The sequence below is a fragment of the Streptomyces sp. Alt3 genome, assembly GCF_030719215.1.
Lineage (GTDB): Bacteria > Actinomycetota > Actinomycetes > Streptomycetales > Streptomycetaceae > Streptomyces > Streptomyces glycanivorans.
Genome location: NZ_CP120983.1, coordinates 7,652,279 through 7,671,350, shown reverse-complemented (window position 1 = coordinate 7,671,350; position 19,072 = coordinate 7,652,279). Strand labels below are relative to the sequence as shown.

The 19,072-nt window shown below is 72.0% G+C and carries 17 protein-coding genes; 9 read left to right on the top strand and 8 right to left on the bottom strand.

The window, feature by feature from the left end; genetic code table 11:
• Positions 1-43 precede the first annotated feature (43 nt).
• The 4 genes from P8A20_RS33990 to otnK all read right to left on the bottom strand — a co-directional run bounded on the left by P8A20_RS33990 (position 44) and on the right by otnK (position 4,415).
• Positions 44-1,762, bottom strand: coding sequence for an acyl-CoA dehydrogenase family protein (locus P8A20_RS33990; RefSeq protein ID WP_306104890.1), 1,719 nt, complete (start codon positions 1,760-1,762; stop codon positions 44-46).
• Positions 1,763-1,810: 48 nt separating this feature from the next.
• The gene (locus P8A20_RS33985; protein ID WP_306104889.1) at positions 1,811-2,377 is read right to left on the bottom strand and encodes a PadR family transcriptional regulator; all 567 of its coding nucleotides are present in this window, start codon (positions 2,375-2,377) and stop codon (positions 1,811-1,813) included.
• Between the two features lie 116 nt (positions 2,378-2,493).
• Positions 2,494-3,135 (bottom strand): class II aldolase/adducin family protein, encoded by a 642-nt coding sequence (locus P8A20_RS33980; RefSeq protein WP_147962849.1) that lies wholly within the window; start codon positions 3,133-3,135, stop codon positions 2,494-2,496.
• On the bottom strand, positions 3,132-4,415 hold the full coding sequence (gene otnK / locus P8A20_RS33975) for a 3-oxo-tetronate kinase (protein WP_306104888.1): 1,284 nt from the start codon (positions 4,413-4,415) through the stop codon (positions 3,132-3,134). Before otnK ends, P8A20_RS33980 begins: the two co-directional genes overlap by 4 nt.
• Before the next feature lie 213 nt (positions 4,416-4,628).
• Here otnK and P8A20_RS33970 point away from each other — a divergent pair, with 213 nt between their 5' ends.
• The 3 genes from P8A20_RS33970 to P8A20_RS33960 all read left to right on the top strand — a co-directional run bounded on the left by P8A20_RS33970 (position 4,629) and on the right by P8A20_RS33960 (position 8,274).
• Positions 4,629-6,038: a homoserine dehydrogenase gene (locus P8A20_RS33970; protein WP_147961839.1), complete on the top strand. Its 1,410-nt coding sequence runs from the start codon at positions 4,629-4,631 to the stop codon at positions 6,036-6,038.
• Entirely contained in the window at positions 6,038-7,396 is a 1,359-nt protein-coding gene (locus P8A20_RS33965; protein ID WP_147961838.1) for a GntT/GntP/DsdX family permease, read from the top strand. Before P8A20_RS33970 ends, P8A20_RS33965 begins: the two co-directional genes overlap by 1 nt.
• An 86-nt stretch (positions 7,397-7,482) precedes the next feature.
• Entirely contained in the window at positions 7,483-8,274 is a 792-nt protein-coding gene (locus P8A20_RS33960; protein ID WP_147961837.1) for a DeoR/GlpR family DNA-binding transcription regulator, read from the top strand.
• Between the two features lie 53 nt (positions 8,275-8,327).
• Here P8A20_RS33960 and P8A20_RS33955 read toward each other — a convergent pair whose 3' ends face one another.
• From P8A20_RS33955 to P8A20_RS33945, 3 genes are all read right to left on the bottom strand, one after another.
• Positions 8,328-9,257: an oxidoreductase gene (locus P8A20_RS33955; protein WP_147961836.1), complete on the bottom strand. Its 930-nt coding sequence runs from the start codon at positions 9,255-9,257 to the stop codon at positions 8,328-8,330.
• Between the two features lie 108 nt (positions 9,258-9,365).
• Entirely contained in the window at positions 9,366-9,920 is a 555-nt protein-coding gene (locus P8A20_RS33950; protein ID WP_306104887.1) for an NUDIX hydrolase, read from the bottom strand.
• A 72-nt stretch (positions 9,921-9,992) separates the two neighbouring features.
• Positions 9,993-11,135 carry a PP2C family protein-serine/threonine phosphatase gene (locus tag P8A20_RS33945; protein WP_147961835.1) on the bottom strand — a complete coding sequence of 381 codons (1,143 nt, stop codon included), beginning with the start codon at positions 11,133-11,135 and terminating at the stop codon, positions 9,993-9,995.
• Positions 11,136-11,362: 227 nt separating this feature from the next.
• Here P8A20_RS33945 and P8A20_RS33940 point away from each other — a divergent pair, with 227 nt between their 5' ends.
• From P8A20_RS33940 to P8A20_RS33925, 4 genes are all read left to right on the top strand, one after another.
• The gene (locus P8A20_RS33940; RefSeq protein ID WP_261988878.1) at positions 11,363-12,046 is read left to right on the top strand and encodes a DUF4232 domain-containing protein; all 684 of its coding nucleotides are present in this window, start codon (positions 11,363-11,365) and stop codon (positions 12,044-12,046) included.
• Between the two features lie 222 nt (positions 12,047-12,268).
• Complete coding sequence (locus tag P8A20_RS33935) at positions 12,269-13,903, top strand: ABC-F family ATP-binding cassette domain-containing protein (protein WP_306104886.1); 1,635 nt, start codon at positions 12,269-12,271, stop codon at positions 13,901-13,903.
• Between the two features lie 115 nt (positions 13,904-14,018).
• Positions 14,019-15,038, top strand: coding sequence for a bile acid:sodium symporter family protein (locus tag P8A20_RS33930; protein ID WP_306104885.1), 1,020 nt, complete (start codon positions 14,019-14,021; stop codon positions 15,036-15,038).
• A gap of 231 nt (positions 15,039-15,269) precedes the next feature.
• Entirely contained in the window at positions 15,270-16,205 is a 936-nt protein-coding gene (locus P8A20_RS33925; protein WP_147961832.1) for an SDR family oxidoreductase, read from the top strand.
• 58 nt (positions 16,206-16,263) lie between these two features.
• Here the strand turns inward: P8A20_RS33925 and P8A20_RS33920 are convergent, their stop codons facing one another.
• Complete coding sequence (locus P8A20_RS33920; RefSeq protein ID WP_147961831.1) at positions 16,264-16,482, bottom strand: MbtH family protein; 219 nt, start codon at positions 16,480-16,482, stop codon at positions 16,264-16,266.
• Between the two features lie 337 nt (positions 16,483-16,819).
• On the opposite strand from P8A20_RS33920, the gene P8A20_RS33915 reads away from it, so the two are divergent.
• Positions 16,820-17,908, top strand: coding sequence for a tetratricopeptide repeat protein (locus P8A20_RS33915; protein ID WP_261988877.1), 1,089 nt, complete (start codon positions 16,820-16,822; stop codon positions 17,906-17,908).
• A complete protein-coding gene (locus P8A20_RS33910) occupies positions 17,905-19,059 on the top strand; it encodes a polyprenyl synthetase family protein (RefSeq protein ID WP_147961829.1) in 1,155 nt (384 codons plus the stop codon). Before P8A20_RS33915 ends, P8A20_RS33910 begins: the two co-directional genes overlap by 4 nt.
• The last annotated feature ends 13 nt before the right edge of the window (positions 19,060-19,072 follow it).

Genomic DNA, 19,072 nt, shown 5'->3' with positions numbered 1-19,072 from the left:
GCGCAGGCGATGCGGGCCGGCCCGGCCTGATACCCGGTCGGAGTCACAAAGCCATCTCGTACGCCCCCGAAAGTGCCTCGACACGGTCCCAGACGCGCGCCGAGCGGGCCTCGTCCACGACGGGCCGGCGCACCGCGGCGATGGCCCAGTCCTGCTGCTCCCCGCTGGCGGAGTCCTTGCCGTGCAGTTCGACGGCGTTCGCGGAGAAGTCGCGGACGAGCACGGAGAAGAGCTCGTCGAGCACGTCCTCGTCCAGGCCGGTCAGCCGGGCCTGTTCCAGGATCAGCTGTCCGTGGACGACCAGGGCGAAGAGCTGTCCGACGGACAGCAGGAAGTCGAGGTCCCGGCTCTGCCGCTCGTCGGGGGCGATGCGGGCCACGAAGTCGCACAGCGCGTCGGCCTGTTCCCGGAAGCGGGCGACGTTGGGGACCGCGGCGTACGCGTCGTAGGCCGGGCGCCAGTCGTGGAAGCGCACGGAACCGAGGCCGCGAGCCGGTCCCTGACGGAAGAGGAACGCGTCGTCGGCGGCGTCCAGCCGTGTGCCCACGGGCTCGTAGCCGGCGGGGTCCAGCAGGTGGTTGCGCATGAACTTCAGGATCAGGGCGAGGTTGACGTGGACCGTGCCCTCCAGCTTCGGCAGGCTGCGGATCTCCACGGCGGCCTGGGCGAAGTAGGTGTCCTTCTCGAAGCCCCTGGCCGCGATGACGTCCCACATCAGGTCGATGACCTTCTCGCCCTCCGTGGTCACCTTCATCTTCGTCATCGGGTTGAACAGCAGGTACCGGCGGTCCTCGGGCCCCGCCGAGCGGAAGTAGTCGACGGCGCGGTCGCTGAACAGCTTCATGCCGACGAGCCGGACGTAGGCGTCGGCGAGCTCCCGGCGCACGTGCGGGAAGGCGGTCACGGGGCGGCCGTAGAGGATGCGGTTGTGCGCGTGGGTGACGGCCTCGTACATCGCGTGCTCGCAGATGCCGATCGAGGCGGTGCAGAGGTTGAACTTGCCCACGTTGACGGTGTTGAGGGCGGCGTCGAAGGCGGCGCGGCCCGTGTGCAGGACGTCGTCGGGGCCGACCGGGTAGCCGTCGAGGCGGAACTCGCTGACGTACTTGGACGAGTCGACGACGTTCTTCACCAGGTGGTAGGCCGGGTGGCGGCTGTCCGCCGCGAAGAAGACGTAGCCGTCCGGGCCTTCGACGTCCGTCCGGCGCCCGAAGACGGAGACGAGCCCCGCGGCGTTGCCGTTGCCTATGTAGTACTTGGAGCCGGTTGCCAGGAAGCCGCCGCCGCCGTCCGGTGCCAGGAGCATGTCGGTGGAGTAGATGTCGGCTCCGTGCGCCTTCTCCGACAGGCCGAAGGCGAACACCTCGCCCTGGGAGAGGAGTTCGGCGGCGTGGTCGCGGGCGGCGGCGTTGTCGCTCTGCCAGACCGGGCCGAGACCGAGGATGGTCACCTGCCAGGCGTACCAGTAGTCGAGTCCGTAGAACCCGAAGATCTCGTTGAGCGCGGCGATGCGGGCGGTGTCCCAGCGCCCGTCCTCACGGTCCGTGGCGGAGGCGGGGGTGAGGAAGGTGGCGAAGAGGCCTTCCTTCGCGGAGAACTCGAGGAAATCGCCCAGCCAGGCGCGGGACCGGTAGTCCTCGATGATCCGGCGCTTGCCGCGGCTCTCGAACCAGTCGATGGTGGCACGCAGCAGCCTGCGGGTCCCGGGGTCGAAGTGCGCCGGGTCGTAGGCACGCGGGTTGAAGAGCAGCGGGTCGGCCATGGCGGTACGCCTTCCAGGGGTGTACGGGCGGGAGGGTGCGGGGTCGGGTCAGCCGCGCGGCACGGCCGCGCCGAGCCCGCGGAGGGTGGCGAGTACGTCGTCGAGCCAGGCGACGGTCATGCGTTCGTAAGCGATGCCGCCACGCAGCACGACGTGCTGGAGCTCCTGGCCGGCGTTGAGCGGTGCCGGGGCGTCCGGGCCGGTGAAGTCGCGCAGTTCCCCGGCGAGGTAGTGCGCGAGCCGGTCGGCGTGCACCCGGTGGTGACGCTCGACCTCGTCGAGCAGTGCGGCCGGGTCGTCGAAGGCCGCACCCCGGATCTTCACGGCGAGGTCGTGGCGGAGGCTCTCCGGTTCGATCGGTTCGTGCAGCCAGCCGGAGAGGGCTGCCCGGCCGGGGCCGGCGACGGAGTACTCCTTCTTGTCGGGCCGGCGCTCCTGCGGGACGTCGCGGACGTCCAGCAGGCCGTCGCCCTCCATGCGCTTGAGGACGCGATAGATCTGCTGGTGGGTGGCGGTCCAGAAGTATCCGATGGACCGCTCGAACCGCCGGGCCAGCTCATAGCCGGAGCCCGGCTGCTCCAGCAGGGAGACGAGGATCGCGTGTTCGAGCGCCATGCCCCGATCGTTCTATGCAACTGGTTGCATAGCAAGCGGCGGCGGCCGGGTGAGACGCTCCTCACCCGGCCGCCGTCGTCGCGGCGCCCCTCACCCGGCCGCCGTCGTGGCACTCCTCAGCTCTCACCCCACGGCGAGTCGTACTTCCGCGCGAGCGTGCCCGCCTCCTCCGGTGTCAGGAGCCGCGGCGACCGCTCCCCCAGCGCCAGGAGCAGGGCGGACACCTCCTCCAGCTCCACCGCCGCGTCGACGGCGCGGGCCATCGTGGCGCCGGCGAGGACGGGCCCGTGGTTCTGGAGGAGTGCCGCGCGGAGCGGGAAGGGCAGCCGGGCCAGGACCTCCGCCTGGTCCGCGTCGCCGGGCGGGGCGTAAGGGACGAGGGGGGTCTGCCCGACCCGCATCACGAAGTACGGGGTCAGCGGCGGCAGCGCGCTCCTGGCCGACCACGGGGGGAGACAGGACACCGCGGTGGCGTTCCGGGCGTGCAGGTGCACGACGGCGCGGGTGGCGGCGTCCCGCCGGTAGAAGGCGCTGTGCAGGGGGAACTCCTTCGACGGACGCGGCCCGTCGAGGTGGGTGCCGTCGAGACCGAGCACGCTGAGCCCGTCGGGGTCCACCTCGGCGAGGTCGGCGCCGGTGGGAGTGATGAGCATGCGGTCGTCGATCCGGACACTCAGGTTTCCGGAGGAACCCGGGCTGAGCCCCAGGGCCGCCAGCCTGGCGCCCGCCGCGGCGAGTTCGGTGCGGGGGTCGCTCATGCCAGCGCGCTCCAGGCTTCCGTGAAGATGGCGGTGTCGCCGAAGTTGCCCGACTTCAGGGCGAGGTCCACGGTGTGCTCCTGGCCGTGGGCCCGGCCATCGGCGCGGGCCCACGTGACGCCGGGGGCGATGGGCGCGCCGATGGACAGGGTGCGGACCCCGAGGGCCGTGACGACGGCGCCGGAGGTCTCGCCGCCGGCGACGAGGACGCGCCGTGCGCCCGCGGCGACCAGGGCGGTGGCGCAGGCGGCGAGGGCGCGCTCGACGAGTTCCGAGGCGGCGGGGCCGTCGTCGGGCGCCGCCTGTTCGAGGTCACCGAGGTCGTCGACGGAATGGATGAGGGGTGGCGTGCCCGGCTCCTCCTCCCAGGACCTGCGTACGAAGTCGACGAGCGCGGCGACCTCGCCCGTGAAGTCGGCGCGCAGGGCGGCGATGTCGAGCTTGCGGTTCGGCAGGCGGGTGCGCGCGTGGGCGACCTGGGCCCTGGTCGCCGACGAGGCGCTGCCGGAGAGGACGACGCCGGGGTCGCCCGGGCGGGACGCGGGCGTGGCACGGGCGGCTTCGGGGTGCGGGCCGGTGAGCCCCAGGGCGAGGCCCGCCGCGCCGGTGACGAGGGCGAGGTGGGTGGTGGCCGCGCAGACGGTCACCAGGTCCTCGTCGCTCACGGCGTCCACGACGACCAGCGAGTCGGCGAGCTCCGGGGCGTCGAGAGCGGCGCGCAGTGCGTCGGCGCCCTGCCGCACGGTGTCGAGGCCGACGAGGCGGACCTGGTGGCGGGTCTGCGGGGTGAGCAGCCGGCCGACGTGGGAGTCGCGCATCGGCGTGAGCGGGTGGTGCCGCATGGGACTCTCGTCGAGGAGTTCGTCGTGGACGAAGAGACGGCCCTTGTAGACGGTGCGGCCGGTGGCGGGGAACGAGGGGACGACCACCGTGCGGCGTTCGTCCAGCTCCGCGAGGAGGGCGTCGGCGACCGGCCCGATGTTGCCGACGGGAGTGGAGTCGAAGGTGGAGCAGTACTTGAAGTAGAACCGCTCGCAGCCGGCCAGGCGCAGGGCGCGCAGGGCAGCCAGTGACGTACCGACGGCCTCGTCCACCGGTGCGGTGCGCGACTTGAGGGCCACCACGACCGCGTCGGCGTCACGCACGGCCGCTCCCCCCGGGCCGTCGGTGAGGGACTCCGGGCCCACCGTCACCACGGTCCGGTGGCCCCGGGCGACGAGCATGGTGGCGAGATCGGTTGCTCCGGTGAAGTCGTCGGCGATGGCCCCGAGGGTCGGCATCGGACCTCCTTGCGTCGGTGTGCGGTGCCGGGTGAAGTTCCCCGGCTACTGAGTTCCTGCGTGTTCGTGTGTGAAAAAATGTTAACAGACTTTACGCAGACGATATCTGCTGGTACATCTTGTTAACACGCTCCCGTGTGGTGCTCGTGCCGTTGCCGAGACCGCGTCAGTCGGAGCCGTTGAACCGAGCCGTGCGCCCGTCTAGGAGAACCAATGAATCTGCATCACCTGTTCGCCGGAACCGGCGACCGGACCGTGCGCTACGCACTGTCCGGAGCCGGCGGCGGCTTCGCCCGGACCCTGCTGGCGCAGACCCCGCGCATCGGACGTCTGGCCCCTGCCGTCCTGTGCGACCGTGACGTGGAGCGGCTGCGCGACATGCTCGTCGAGCTCGGGTACCCGGCGGACCGCCTGGCCGTCTGCGCGGACGCCGACGAGGTCGCGCGCGCCGCGGAGCAGGGGTCGGTCGCCCTGGTGGCGGACGGCGCGCTGCTGCCCGCGGCCCCCTGGGACATCCTGGTGGAGGCGACCGGAAGCCCTGCCGACGGCTACGCGATGGCTCGCGAGGCCCTGACCGGCGGACGTCACGTCGCCATGGTCAGCAAGGAGGTCGACTCCGTCGCCGGCCTGCACCTCGCGGACCTGGCCCGCGACAACGGCGTCGTCTACACCACGGCCGACGGCGACCAGCCCGCGAACCTCATCGCGCTCGTGACCTGGGCGGAACTACTGGGCCTGGACATCGTGGCGATCGGCAAGTCCAGCGAGTACGACCTCGTGTTCGACCCCGCCACCGGCTCCGTCACCCAGCTCGACACCACGGTCCCGGCCCCCGAACTGGCCGGGCTGCTCGGCCTCGGCTCCGACGTACGCGCCACGCTCGCCGCCCGTGCGGCCGCGGTGACCGCCCTGCCGACCGGCGCCACCGCCGACTACTGCGAGATGGCGGTGGTCGCGACCGGCACCGGCTTCCGGCCGGACGTCGAGCGCCTGCACTACCCGGTCGCCCGGATCGCCGAGCTGGCCGACGTCTACTCCCTGCGCGAGGACGGCGGTGTGCTGCACCGCACCGGCGCCGTCGACGTGTTCAGCGCGCTGCGGCTGCCGGACGAGGCCTCGTTCGCCGGGGGCGTCTTCGTCGTCGTGCGGACCGGTGACCCGGTCACCTGGGAGACGCTGCGCGGCAAGGGCCACGTGGTCAGCCGGGACGGGCGCTACGCGGCGATCTACCTGCCGTACCACCTCATGGGAGTCGAGACGCCGGTCTCGCTGCTGTCCGCGGTGCTCCACGGCAGGCCCTCCGGCGGCACCGACCCGCGGGCCCACGCCATGCTCGCCGGACGGGCCAAGCGCGATCTGCCCGCCGGCACCGTGCTGGACATGGGCGGCCACCACCACGACGTCACCGGCGTCCAGGCCGTCCTGCTGCGCGACGAGGACGCTCCCGCCGACGCGGCTCCGCTGTACCTGGCCGCGCACGCGACGCTCGGACGCGACGTCAGGGCCGGCGCCCTGATCACGCTCGACGACCTCGCCGACCCGGAGACGGACCTCCTGCACGCCTGGACCTCCGGTCGTGCCTCGCGCGCCACCGGCGCCCCCGTCCCCCACGCGAGCCGATGATGAGCAGCGACCTCCAGAACCTCCTGCTGGGCGCCGCCGCGGTCGTCGTCCTGATCCTGCTGATCACCAAGGCCAAGCTCCATCCGTTCATGGCGCTGGCGCTGTCCGCCCTCGGTCTGGGTCTCGCCGCGGGCCTGGGCCCGGGCGACACCGTCGAGCACTTCCAGGACGGCTTCGGCGACGCGCTGAAGAGCACCGGTCCCACCATCGGGCTGGGCACCATACTCGGCGGCATCCTGCTGGGCTCCGGCGGAGCCGACCGGATCGCCACCGTGTTCATCGGGGCCCGCCCGGTCAAGTGGATCCCCACAGCCATCACGGCAGCGGCCCTGCTCATCGGGATGCCGCATCTCTTCGACGTCAGCTTCGTGATGCTCGTACCGCTGGTGTACGCCGTCGCCAAGCGCACCGGCACGCACCTGTTGTACGTCGGACTGCCGCTGGCCGCCGGCCTGTACATCTCGCACGGCCTGCTCCCGCCGCACCCCTCCCCCACCCTCGCCGTCTCGGCGTACGGGGCGAACACCGGCCTGACCATCCTCTACGGTCTGATCATCGGCATCCCGATCGCCGTGATCAGCGGACCGCTGCTGACGAAGTTCGCCTCACGATGGTTCGGTCCGGCCCCGGACCTGGACAAGGGCCCCATCCCCGAGTCGAGCCCCGAGCCGGAGAACCGCAAGCGGCCGGCCTCCTTCACCCTCGCCCTGATCACGGTGCTGCTGCCGCCCGTCCTGATGCTGATCGGGACCGTCGGCACCGCGAACACCGCGGAGGGCTCCCTGCCCTACGCGATCTTCGAGGCGTGCGACTCCTCGGTCATGTCGCTGCTCGCCGCGGTGATCTTCGCCTTCTTCGCCCTGGGCCTTCGCTCCGGCTTCGGCCTGGGCCAGCTCCAGAAGATGGCGGGCAAGGGCCTCGGCCCGGTCGGCGGGATCGTGCTGATCCTGGGCGCCGGCGGCGGCCTGAAGGCGATGCTCACCGCCACCGGCATCGACAAGCTGATCTCCGACTACGCGGTGGACTGGTCGATCCCCCCGCTGCTCCTCGCCTGGCTGGTGGCCGCGCTGCTGCGCATCTGCCTCGGCTCCGCGACGGTGGCCACCGCCGCCGCCACCGGAATCGTGGCTCCCCTGATCGGTGCCTACCCGGGCCTGTCCCCGGAACTGCTGGTGCTGGCGACGGCGTCGGGCGCGGTGATGCTCTCGCACGTCAACGACTCCGGATTCTGGCTGTTCAAGGAGTACTACCAGCTCTCGGTCGCCCAGACGTTCCGCACCTGGACGCTGATGCTGTCCCTGCAGTCGCTGCTCAGCCTCGGCGGAGTGCTCCTGCTGAGCACGTTCGTCGGGTCCTGAACGCCGTGCCCTGTTGGGACGGTCCGGGCCTGGACGGCACAATCGAGCAGCGGCCGCGGTGGCCGCGCGAGGAAAGGTAAGAAGCAGTGGCCGACGAAGAGCAGTTGCCCCTGATCCCCGATCAACGGCGCGAGCTCCTGTTGAAGCACCTGCGGCGCGACGGGGTACTCAGCGTGCAGCAGATCACCCAGCTCTTCGGCGTCTCCCACATGACCGTCCGCCGCGACATCGCCGAACTGGAACGCCGGGGGCTCGTGTTCTCCGTTCCCGGCGGGGCACGGATCGCCAGTCACCTCCAGAGCGAACCCAGCTTCCAGACCAAGTCGCTGATAGAGCAGCCGGAGAAGGAGGCCATGGCCGGTGTCGCCGCCGGGCTGGTCCAGGAGGGCATGACTGTCTACCTCGACGCGGGCACGACGCTGCTGGCCATGGTGCCGCTGCTGGCACGCCACGAGTCGCTGACGGTCGTCACGAACGACTTCACGACCGTCGACCGCCTGATGGGCTCGTCGCACCTCGACGTCATACACATCGGCGGCCAGGTGGACCCGTCCAACCGGTCGAGCGTGGGCCGGCTGGCGGCCACGACACTGCGTCAGCTCGCGCTCGACATCGCCTTCATCAGCACCAGTTCCTGGGATCTGCTGCGCGGGGTGACCACCCCGTCGGCCGCGAAGGTGGAGGTCAAGCAGGCGGCGATGGAGTGCACGGGGTCGAGCGTGCTGGTCGCGGGCTCGTCGAAGTACGGGACGTTCGGCAAGTTCCGGGTGGCTCCGCTCGGCGCGTTCGACACCATCGTCACCGACGACGCCCTCGCGGAGGCCGCCGCCGAGGGGCTGCGCGCCGGAGGCGCGGACCTGCGGCTGGCAGCGGTCTGACTCCGTCGGCTCCGTCCCCGCTCCCCGCCCGGGGAGCGGGGACGGAGCCGTCTTCAGATGACGTCGGCCGGCGTCCCGGTGAGGCGCGCCGATTCGTCCCACAGTGTCCGGGCCGTGTCCATGTCCTGGGCGCGGGCGGACATGTGCGCGGGTCCGGGGCCTCCCCTCGTGCCGCCGAGCAGCCGGGGGCCGTAGTAGCTTCCGCCGAGCGCCGTGGGCAGGGTGGCCGCGTACAGCGTGGGCAGGGCGCCGGCCGATGCCGGCTGTGTGTAGACGCGCGTGGCCCGTTCCAGCTTCGCGGCCCAGGTGCGCCCGGCCAGCCGCGGCCCCGCCTGCCCGAGCTCCGTCGCGGACAGGCCCGGGTGGGCGGCCAGCGCGAGCAACGGCCTGCCGGCCTCGTCGGCCCGGCGCTGGAGTTCCGCGGTGAACAGCAGGTTGGCGAGCTTGGACTGGGCGTAGGCACGCCACTTGTCGTATCCCCGCTCGGCACCGAGGTTGCCGAAGTCGATGCGGCCGATGCGGTGTGCCAGCGACGACACCGTCACGACCCTCGACATGCCGCCCGTCCCCAGGAGGGGCAGCAGGTGATGGGTGAGAGCGAAGTGGCCGAGGTGGTTGGTCCCGAACTGCATCTCGAACCCGTCGGCGGTACGCAGCAGGGGCAGGGCCATCACTCCCGCGTTGTTGACCAGGAGATCGAGGCTGCCGTCGGTCTCCTTCGCGATGTGCCCGGCCGCCTCGGCCACGGACGACAGGTCGGCCAGGTCGAGCCCGACGAGCCTGGTGTCCGATCCGGGCGCGGCACGGCGGACGGCCTCCAGTGCCCGCGCGCCACGCCCGGGATCACGGCAGGCGAGGATCGTCCTGGCCCCGGACCGGGCAAGGACGAGCGCGGTCACGGCGCCGATCCCGCTGTTCGCCCCGGTGACCACCGCGGTGGTGCCGGAGAGGTCGGGCATGTCGTCGAGCGTCCATGAGTGCATACGTCCCGCCTCCCCCGCGAGCGCGCCCGCACACGTGTTTCAGCCACCGTCTCCCCGAGGCGTCCGGGCTGGCACGAGCCCGTCCGGCCGCGGGCGGGCGGCGGTGCCTCAGCTCTTCCTGACGAGCAGCCCCGCCGCGACGAGCCCCGCCAGGCCCACGTCCGTGTCGGTGTACTCGCCGCCGAGCAGGTGGTCCACGTACGCGTCCTGCGCGAGGGTGAACGGTTCCACGAACTCCTCCGCGTCGGGCGTGGGTTCGGCCACCTTGCGGCAGCCCCTGGCCACCACCGCGTACCGTTCGTGGGTCGCGTAGGACGCCAGATAGGTCTTCAGGACGACCTCGAGCGTCCCCGCCCGGTACCCGGTCTCCTCCAGGAGTTCTCTCGCCGCCGCGTGCAGCACGTCCTCGCCGGGCTCGATCATGCCGCCGGGCAGCTCCGCCAGCACCTTGCCGGGGCCGGGGCGGTACTGACGCACGAGGATGCCCCGGCCCTCCTCGGTGAACGCCACGAGGGCCACCGTCGGCGAACCCCGCAGGATGTCCCAGTCCGACTCCTTGCCGTCGGGCTGCAGATAGGTGCGGCACAGAACCGTCAGGTACCCGGCGGCTTCCGGACGCTCGCTCTTCAGCGTCCACGTCATCGCTTCACGACTTTCCGTCACGAACCGGATCATGTCCAGCCGCCGGCGTGACAAACGGGCGGGCACGGGCTCGGGCTCTCTCCGGGCGCACCGTCAGCCCGGGGAGGCGGCCGGGGCGGTCCCCCCGTCCAGCGGGACGGTTCCGGACCCGCTGGGGGCACGGTGGAGGGCCAGCATGGCCTGGTCGTCCTTGGGCCTTCCACCGACGTGACGGCGGACGTCGTGGATCAGCATGTCCAGGATCTGGCCCGGCGAGAGACGGCCGCCCCGCGCACGCCTGACGAACACGAGCGGCAGGCGGGCGACCGGGTCGTAGAAGCGTCCGGTGGCGTCGCGTGACTCGGTGATGCCGTCGGTGTAGCAGAGGAGGGTGGAGCCGGCGGGGAAGGGGAAGCTGTCGACCGGGGAGGTCCAGGAACCCAGGTCGCTCATACCCAGCGGTGGCGCCTCCTCGGAAGCCTCGAGGAGTGTGGCCCGGCCCTGCGCGTCCATGAGGACCGGAGGCGGATGGCCACGGTTGACCAGACGCACGGTCTCCAGATCCTCGGAGAACTCCGCGATCAGAGCCGTCGTGAAGCCCTCCTGCTGCTGCTGGCCGCCACGCCGGCCGCCCTCACGCAGAAGGGCGCGTTCCAGCCGGGCCACCAGCTGTGGAAGGTCCTCGGACTCGTCGGCCGCGTACCGGAAGGCGCCGAGGTCGGCGCTGACGGCGCTGACCGCCCCGAGGCCCTTACCCCGTACGTCACCGACCATGACCCGGATCCCGTACGGGGTGCTCTGCACCACGTACAGGTCTCCGCCGATCAGGGCCTCGCTCTCGGCGGGCACGTACCGCGCCTCGATGTGCAGGTCCCCCAGGCGGGACGGGGGCCTCGGCAGTACGGCCCGCTGGGCGACGGCCGCGACGTGTCGCGCGCGCCGGGCGCTGTCGTCCTGTCGGCGCAGGGTGCGGTGGATCAGTACGGCGAGTGCGGTGACGGCCGCCAGGGTGAGCTGGTTGGCCACGCCCGCGCGCCAGCCGAAGGTGCCGTCGACCCGTGCGAGGAAGGCATGGACGATCATCGAGGTGAGGCCGACGCCGATGATCCCGCGGACGCCGAGGAGCGGCGCGGCGGCGACGGGAGCCGCCATCAGGAGCGGCGCGGATGTCACGTCGTGCGGGGTGACCAGGTCGACCACCACGGCCAGCACGATGAGGCCTACGGGGATCCACCGGGTTCTCAGCAGTTGCGACACCCCACCACGCTGCCCGCAAGCGCGGCCCTCCGCATCCCCGGGCCACCGCCGTCCGGCGCACATGGCGCGGCTCCTGACGGGCACGAGCCTCATGTGGTCGCGTGACGGGGCGTTCGTACGGCCCGTGTGATGATCCTCGGCTCGGCACGCCACCCTGCGGAACAATCGCATGCATCACACATGGAAGTGCTCGTACGGAGCAGCCGGTCCTCGTCCCGGGGGAACTCATGCGCCTTCAGAAGACATACGCAGTCGTCGCCACCACCGCGACGGCAGCCCTGGCCCTCACCGCCTGCAGCGGCGACGACGGCACCGGAACCGGAGCGGCGGCGAGGTCCGCGCCTGCGTCCGCCTCCTCCGCGTCCGTGTATGCGTCGCCGGGGGCTCCCTCCGCCACCGATGGCTCCGGCGGTCCGAGCGCTTCCACCGGGTCCGGGGAAGCCGCGGAAGGGTCCGGCGGAGGGGACCCGCAGGCCTCGGCCTCCGCGGCTTCACCCTCCGCCAGGGCGCCGTACGGCGACATCTGCCGGACCGCGAACCTCTCCTTCAGCAGTTCGGGCGGGATGGCGGAGGGCGAGGTGCTGATCAACCTGAGGAACACCGGATCCTCGTCCTGCTCGATGCACGGGTTCCCCGGCCTCGACCTCGAGGGCGAGGACGGGACCGTGAGCGCCGGGCGCAGCAGCGGCCGGACGATCCCGACGGTCGCACTGGCCCCCGGGGAGGGCACCAACTTCGCCCTGCACTTCCCGCCGGACACCGGTGGTGGCTCGGGTGTCACCTTCACCTCGGCGATGGTGACACCGCCGGACGAGACCCACTCGCACCGCTTGTCCCTCTCCGTCAGCGTCCCCGCGGGCACCGGCTCCGGTCCCCGCATCACGGTGGATCCGGTCGGCTCCGGCAAGTAGCGATGACACATCCTCAGGACCGGCTCACGGACGGCTGCTAGGGTCGGTCCGGACCTTGATCCCTCGAAGAGGAGACCGGACATGGTGGGAGACGACGACATCTCCGGGTGACACCCGGATGTGTGATCGGCCGGCGGCGGGTGCGACAGCACCTCTTGCCGTCAGGCCACTGTGTCGTTCCCCTTCACCGTGCCCGCCCAGGGCGGACGTCCGTCCGCCCGCATGTCACGCGAGGTCGTACCCGTGTCCGACGTACCCACAGCCCTGCTCGCACGCGACATCGTCCGGTCCTTCGGTACCGGCCGGGTCGTCGACGGCTTCTCCCTGACCGCGTCCCCCGGCCACCGCATCGGGCTGATCGGGGAGAACGGGGTCGGCAAGTCGACGGTGCTCCGGCTTCTCGCCGGCGCCGACGAACCGGACTCGGGCAGCATCACCCGGCCCGCCGATCTCGGTCACCTGCACCAGGAAATGCCCTTCGACGCGGCGTCCACGATCGCCGACGTGCTGGACGAGGCGCTGAGCGAGGTCCGGGAAGGGCTCGCCGAGCTCGAACGGCTCTCCGCGCGGCTGGCACATACCGAGGAGGGCTCCCCCGGGCACACCGCGCTGCTCGACGCCTACGGCCGACTGCTCGAGCACGCCCAGGACCAGGAGGCCTGGGACGCCGACCGCCGGGCCGGGATGGTGCTTGAGGGGCTGGGCCTCGGCGGGATCCCGCAGGACCGCACGCTCGGCTCCCTGTCCGGCGGTCAGCGCGGACGGCTGGCCCTGGCCTCCCTGCTGGTCCGGCGGCCCTCGGCGCTGCTGCTGGACGAACCGACCAACCACCTCGACGACACCGCTGCCGCGTTCCTGGAGGAGCAGGTGTGCGGCCTGCCCGGGGCGATCGTCCTGGCGAGCCACGACCGGGCGTTCCTCGACGCGGTGTGCACGGACCTGATCGACCTCGACCCGGCGGCGGAAGGGCCGGTGCGGTACGGCGGCGACTACACCGCGTACCAGGCCGAGAAGCGTGCCGAACGTGAGCGCTGGGAACGCCGCTACGCCGAGGAGCAGGAGGAGCTGGAGGCCTTGCGCCGGTCGATCGGCACGACCACGCACCGGGTCGCTCCGGACCGCGGGCCCCGGGACAACGAGAAGATGGGCTACGGCCTCCGCGCAGGCCGCGTGCAGAGCCAGATCTCACGTCGGGTGCGCAACGCCTCCCGCAGGCTGGACGAACTGGACCGGCACCGGATCGCCGAACCGCCCCGGCCGCTGCGCTTCCGTCGCACGGCGCTCACCGGGCCGACCGCGGACGGGACCCTCGTCTCCCTGCGCGACGTGCGGGTGCCGGGGCGCCTCACCCTCGACCGCCTCGACGTGTCGGCGACCGAGCGTCTGCTCGTGACGGGTGACAACGGGGCGGGGAAGTCGACCCTGCTGGCCGTGCTCGCCGGCCACCTCGCACCTGACGGCGGCGTACGGCGCAAGGGCGGCCTCTCGGTGGGGCTGCTGACCCAGGACACCGTGTTCGAACGGCCGGACCGCACCGTCCGGGACACCTACGCGCAGACGCTCGGCAGCGAGCGCGCGGAGGCCGTGCCGCTGAGTTCTCTGGGTCTGGTGAGCGAGGCGGACCTGGGCCGGCCGGTCGGTCATCTGTCCGTCGGCCAGCGCCGCCGCCTCGCGCTGGCCCTCCTGGTGGCTCACCCGCCCGAGCTGCTGCTGCTCGACGAGCCCACGAACCATCTGTCCCCGCGGCTCTGCGACGAGCTGGAGGCCGCGATGGGTGCGGGGCCCGGAGCGATCGTCGTGGCAGGTCACGACCGCTGGCTGCGGAGATGCTGGCAGGGGCGTGAGCTACGCCTGTGACCATGACCCGCGGGTGATTCCGGAAAGGGTCCATCGACGGACGCATCCTGGACAGTCCGTCCGCATGGCGAGACGGGTTTGCGGAGGCCCGTGCTTGCGGCGTCTGATCGCGCCTGTGCAAACCGAACAGATAACCCCTGATCAACCGGCCTCCGACGACAAGGCGGCGCGGCGCGCCGTCACGGTGTTCCCTGTCCTCGTACTCGTGGCGGGCGTCGCCGGTCTTGTCACTCCCGGCACGTTCGACGGCTGGACGGAATCGGTTCCGTATCTGCTGGGGATCGTCATGTTCTGCATGGGCCTGACGATGACCCCGCTCGACTTCAGGGGTGTGGCGAAACGCCCGTGGGCCGTCGCCATCGGCCTGGTCGCGCACTACGTGATCATGCCGGGACTCGGCTGGGCCATCGCCCATCTGCTCGGGCTGCCGCCCCAGCTGGCGGCCGGTCTCATCCTGGTCGGCTGTGCGCCGAGCGGCACGGCGTCGAACGTCGTGACGTTCCTGGCCCGCGGTGACGTGGCACTGTCGGTCTCGGTGGCCACCGTCTCGACGCTCGTGGCTCCTCTGGTGACGCCGCCGCTCACGCTGCTGCTGGCGGGCGCCTACCTGCCGGTGGACGCGGGATCGATGATCACGGACATCCTCAAGACCGTCCTGCTTCCGGTCCTCGGCGGTCTGGTCGTGCGGCTCGTCGCGGGCAAGCTGGTCGACCGGGTGCTGGGTCTCATGCCCTGGCTGTCGTCGGTGGCCGTCGCCGCGATCGTCTGCGCGGTCGTGGCGGGCAGCGCCGGCGCGATCAAGTCGGCCGCCATGACCGTGCTGGTCGCCGTCGTGCTGCACAACGGCCTCGGACTCGCGCTCGGATACGGCGCGGGCAAGATCTCGGGGCTCGGCCGGCCCGCCAGCCGCGCCATGGCCTTCGAGGTCGGTATGCAGAACTCCGGGCTCGCCGCCTCACTGGCAACCGCGCACTTCAGCCCGCTGGCGGCGCTGCCGGCCGCGGTGTTCTCCGTGTGGCACAACATCTCGGGTGCCCTGGTGGCCGCCTGGATGTCCCACCGGTCCCGGCGGGAGGAGCCGGCGCTCCCGGCAGCCGGCCCCGCGCCGAAGGCGGCGATCGGCGAGGAGCCCTGACGGGCGGACCTCTTCGGCGGAAGCCCTCCCTCCCACCCGCCACCGCGGGCCGGAGGGAGGGCTTCCGCGTGTGCGGCTCTCGGCGTGGCCGTTTCCGCCACGTCGGTGAGCCGGGTGGAAGAGTGCGGGAAAGTACGACACAAGGTGTCCTCTTTCAGGTCGAGCATGGTGTCCGAGACCGGCACCGACGAGGGGCGTCGGCCACCACGTGCGCACGGACAAGGGAACTCGATGGAACTCACGCCCGAAACATCGGCACCGGACCTACGCGGAAGGATCGCACTGGTGGCGGGGGCCACACGGGGAGCCGGGCGCGGCATCGCCGTCCAACTGGGCACCGCGGGTGCCACGGTCTACGTCACCGGCCGTACGACCAGGCAGCGGCGATCGGAGTACGACCGGGCCGAGACGATCGAGGAGACGGCCGAGCTGGTGACGGCGGCGGGCGGAACCGGCATCGCGGTGCCGACCGACCACCTGGTGCCGGAGCAGGTCCGCGCCCTGGCCGAGCGCATCGACACGGAACAGGGGCGGCTCGACGTTCTGGTCAACGACGTCTGGGGCGGCGAGCGGCTCTTCGCGTTCGACAAGCCGGTGTGGGAGCACGATCTCGACGACGGACTGCGGCTCCTCCGGCTGGGCGTGGAGACCCACGCGATCACCAGCCACTTCGTACTCCCGCTGCTGGTGCGCCGGCCGGGCGGGCTCGTGGTCGAGATGACCGACGGGACGTCCGCGTACAACAGCACGCACTACCGCAACTCGTACTTCTACGACCTGGTCAAGAACAGCGTGCTCCGCACGGCGTTCGTGCTCGCACACGAGCTGGAACCGCACGGCGGGACGGCGGTGGCGCTCACCCCGGGCTGGATGCGGTCGGAGATGATGCTCGACGCGTTCGGCGTCACCGAGGACAACTGGCGCGACGCGCAGGCCGCGGTGCCGCACTTCTGCATCTCGGAGAGCCCGGCGTACGTCGGCCGCGCGGTCGCGGCGCTGGCCGCCGACGCCGATGTCGCACGCCGGAACGGCCAGTCGCTCTCCAGCGGTCAGCTCGCCCAGGAGTACGGCTTCACCGACCTGGACGGCTCGCGCCCCGACTGCTGGCGCTACTTGGTCGAGGTCGAAGGCGCGGGCAAGCCCGCGGACCCCGCCGGGTACCGGTGACGGCACCCCTCGCGGGCCGGGGCGCCGGACCACGGACGTGGCTCGGCGCCCCGGTCGCTCAGGCGGGGTCGGCGGCCGTGCTCTCGATCAGGCTCCTGGGCCGCAGGTCCGTCCAGTTCCGCTCCACGTGGTCGAGGCAGGCCTGGCGCGTGTCCTCCTGGTGGGTGACCGTCCAGCCGGCGGGCACCTCGGCGAAGGCGGGCCACAGCGAGTGCTGCCCCTCGTCGTTGACGAGCACCAGATAGGTGCCGTTCTCGTCCTCGAAGGGATTGCTCACCGGTACTCCTCGACTTAGGTAAGGCTATCTTGACTTCGCTTGGTCACCATACCCGGGCCGCACCTCGTTGACGTATCGAACGCCGCAACTTTCCCTGCGTCAGCTGCCCCCGGAGGCGGGACGGGCGGCGCTCCGTCCCCCGGGGCTCCGCGTCGGTGTCCCTCCCGCTGACTACTCCGGCCGTCCCGCGTGGCACTCAGGTAGGACCCGGGGACCAACAAAGAGGTGGATTCGTGGAACCCCCGCTCGCCCCTACCGTCTTGATCAAGGGCGGCTGCCGGCAGGCGCCGCCCCGGACGGTGTCGAAGACAGGCGAGACAGTGAGCGGGTGGCGCGGGTGGATCAGCGGAAACGGCCGACGGACAAGGCGTTCGCTCCCGAGTATCAGGGAGCGCTCGGCTCGTTGTCGGTGAACTCCTCCCTCACCGACGTACTGGCGAAGGGAATCGAGGAACTGCGGGCGGCCGAGCGTGCCGGTGAACGGCGGGAGATGGCGCGCTGCGGGCTCGCCGTGGCGGAGGCGTGCCGGCGGCTGGGGCGTGTGGCGGAGGCCGATGCCGCCTGGAAGTCGAGCTACCGCGCGGCACGTTCGGTCGACGACGTCGGGGCGATGGCCTGGGCGCTGTGGAGCGGCGGGACACTCGCCCGCCAGCGGGGCTCGCTGGCCCTGGCGTACCGACTGCTCCGGCTCGCGGCCGACATGGGCGAACGCGGGGGCGACGTGGTGGTGCGCGGCTACTCGCTCGCCGGTCTCGCGGAGACCGGTCGCATCCAGGGTGACTACCAGGCGGTCGGCGAACTGCACGAGCAGTTGCTCGCCGAGGCCCGCAGGCGCGGCGAGGCGCGGCACACGGTGTGGGCGCTGGAAGGCATAGCCCAGATGCACCGCAACACCGGCTCGTACGACAGGGCGCTCGCCCTCTTCGAGGAGGCGGCCGGGACTGCGGGCCGGGCCGACGACAGGCGGGGCCGTGCCTGGGCGCTGCGCGGAATCGCGGACGTGGTGTCGGTGCGCGACGGTGATGTGGAGCGTGCGCTGTCGCTGCTCACGGAGGCGGAATTGCTCTGTCGTGAGATGAAGTTGTCCAGTGCTCTGGCGTACAACCACAAGATGCGCGGCAATGTGCACTACCGGGCCGGGCAGTACGTGCAGGCCCGTGACAACTACGCGCAGGCACTCGCGGAGTTCCAGGAGATGAACGAACCGAGGGGAACCGCGCTGTCACGGCTGGGGCTCGCCAAGGCCTCGGCGCGTCTCGGGCGCAATCCGGCGGAGACCGCCGTGGAACTGGCCGGACTTCGCCGGGAACTGGACCGAATAGGTCTGCGGCACGCGCGGGACATGGTCGACAAGGCGACGGCCGAGCTGGGGGTGGGCCCGCTGCCCGACGTAGGGAACCACGTGGAGCGGGCAGTGACGCGATGACCCCTCCGACGACCGTCCGCACCGGCACTCCGACCACCGGTTCCGCGGCCTCCGGGGCCTCCGGGGCCTCCGGGGCCTCCGGTAAGGTGACGCCCGCCGGCGCCGGGTCGCAGGAGATCACGGACGGCGCCCACCGCACACTCGCCCGCTGCCGTGACCTGGTGCGCCCTTCCCTGGCCGCCGCGATAGGGCGGCTCCACCCGTGGCAGGGCGAGATGGCCGCGTTCTCCCTGGGCTGGTGCGAAGTCGGCGGTGCGCCCTCCGACGGTTCACGCGAGGGCAAGGGCGTGCGCCAGGCCCTCGCCGTACTGTGCGCCGAGGCCGCAGGTGCTCCCACGGACAGCGCGGTGGCCGCGGCGGTGGCAGTCGAACTGGTCCACACCTTCTCGCTGCTGCACGACGACATCATGGACGGGGACGGGACCCGGCGGCAGCGGGAGACCGTGTGGAAGGCGTACGGCACCGGTCCCGCGGTGCTCGCGGGCGACGCGCTCCTCGCCCTCGCCGTGCAGATCCTCGCCGAGGAACCGGGCCCGCTCACGGCCGTGGCCGTGGGCCGCCTGTCCGAGACGCTGAGCGGCCTCGCACGCGGCCAGGCGGAGGACCTCCTCCTCGCGTCCCGTCCCTGGACGGGCCCCGGCGCGGTGCGGACCGATGAGTACCGTGCCATGGCGGAGCTCAAGACAGGCACGCTGCTGGGCTGCGCGGCGGCGCTCGGCGGACTCCTGGGCGGGGCTCCCGTACCCGTCGTGGCGGCGCTGGACCGGGCCGGGCGCCACCTGGGAGTGGCCTTCCAGGCCGTCGACGACCTGCTGGGCGTCTGGGGGGACCCGGCGGTCACGGGCAAACCCGTGCACGGCGACCTGCGGGAGCGCAAGAAGACCTACCCCGTGCTCGCCGCCCTCGGTCGTGACGGTCTCCGCTCCGCGGAGCTCGCCGAGCTTCTGAACTCCCCGGTGCCCCTGGACGACGCCGGCGCCCGGCGCGCGGCCGCACTCGTCGAGGCGTGCGGGGGCCGCGACGCCACCCTGGAGGAAGCCCGTCACCATCTGGATGCCGCCCGCGCCTTCCTGCGGAGCGTCCCCCTCGCCCCGCGCGCGGCGCGCGAGATCGAGGTGCTGCTCGGGTTCCTGCTCCACCGAAGGATGTGAGCGTTCCTGACGC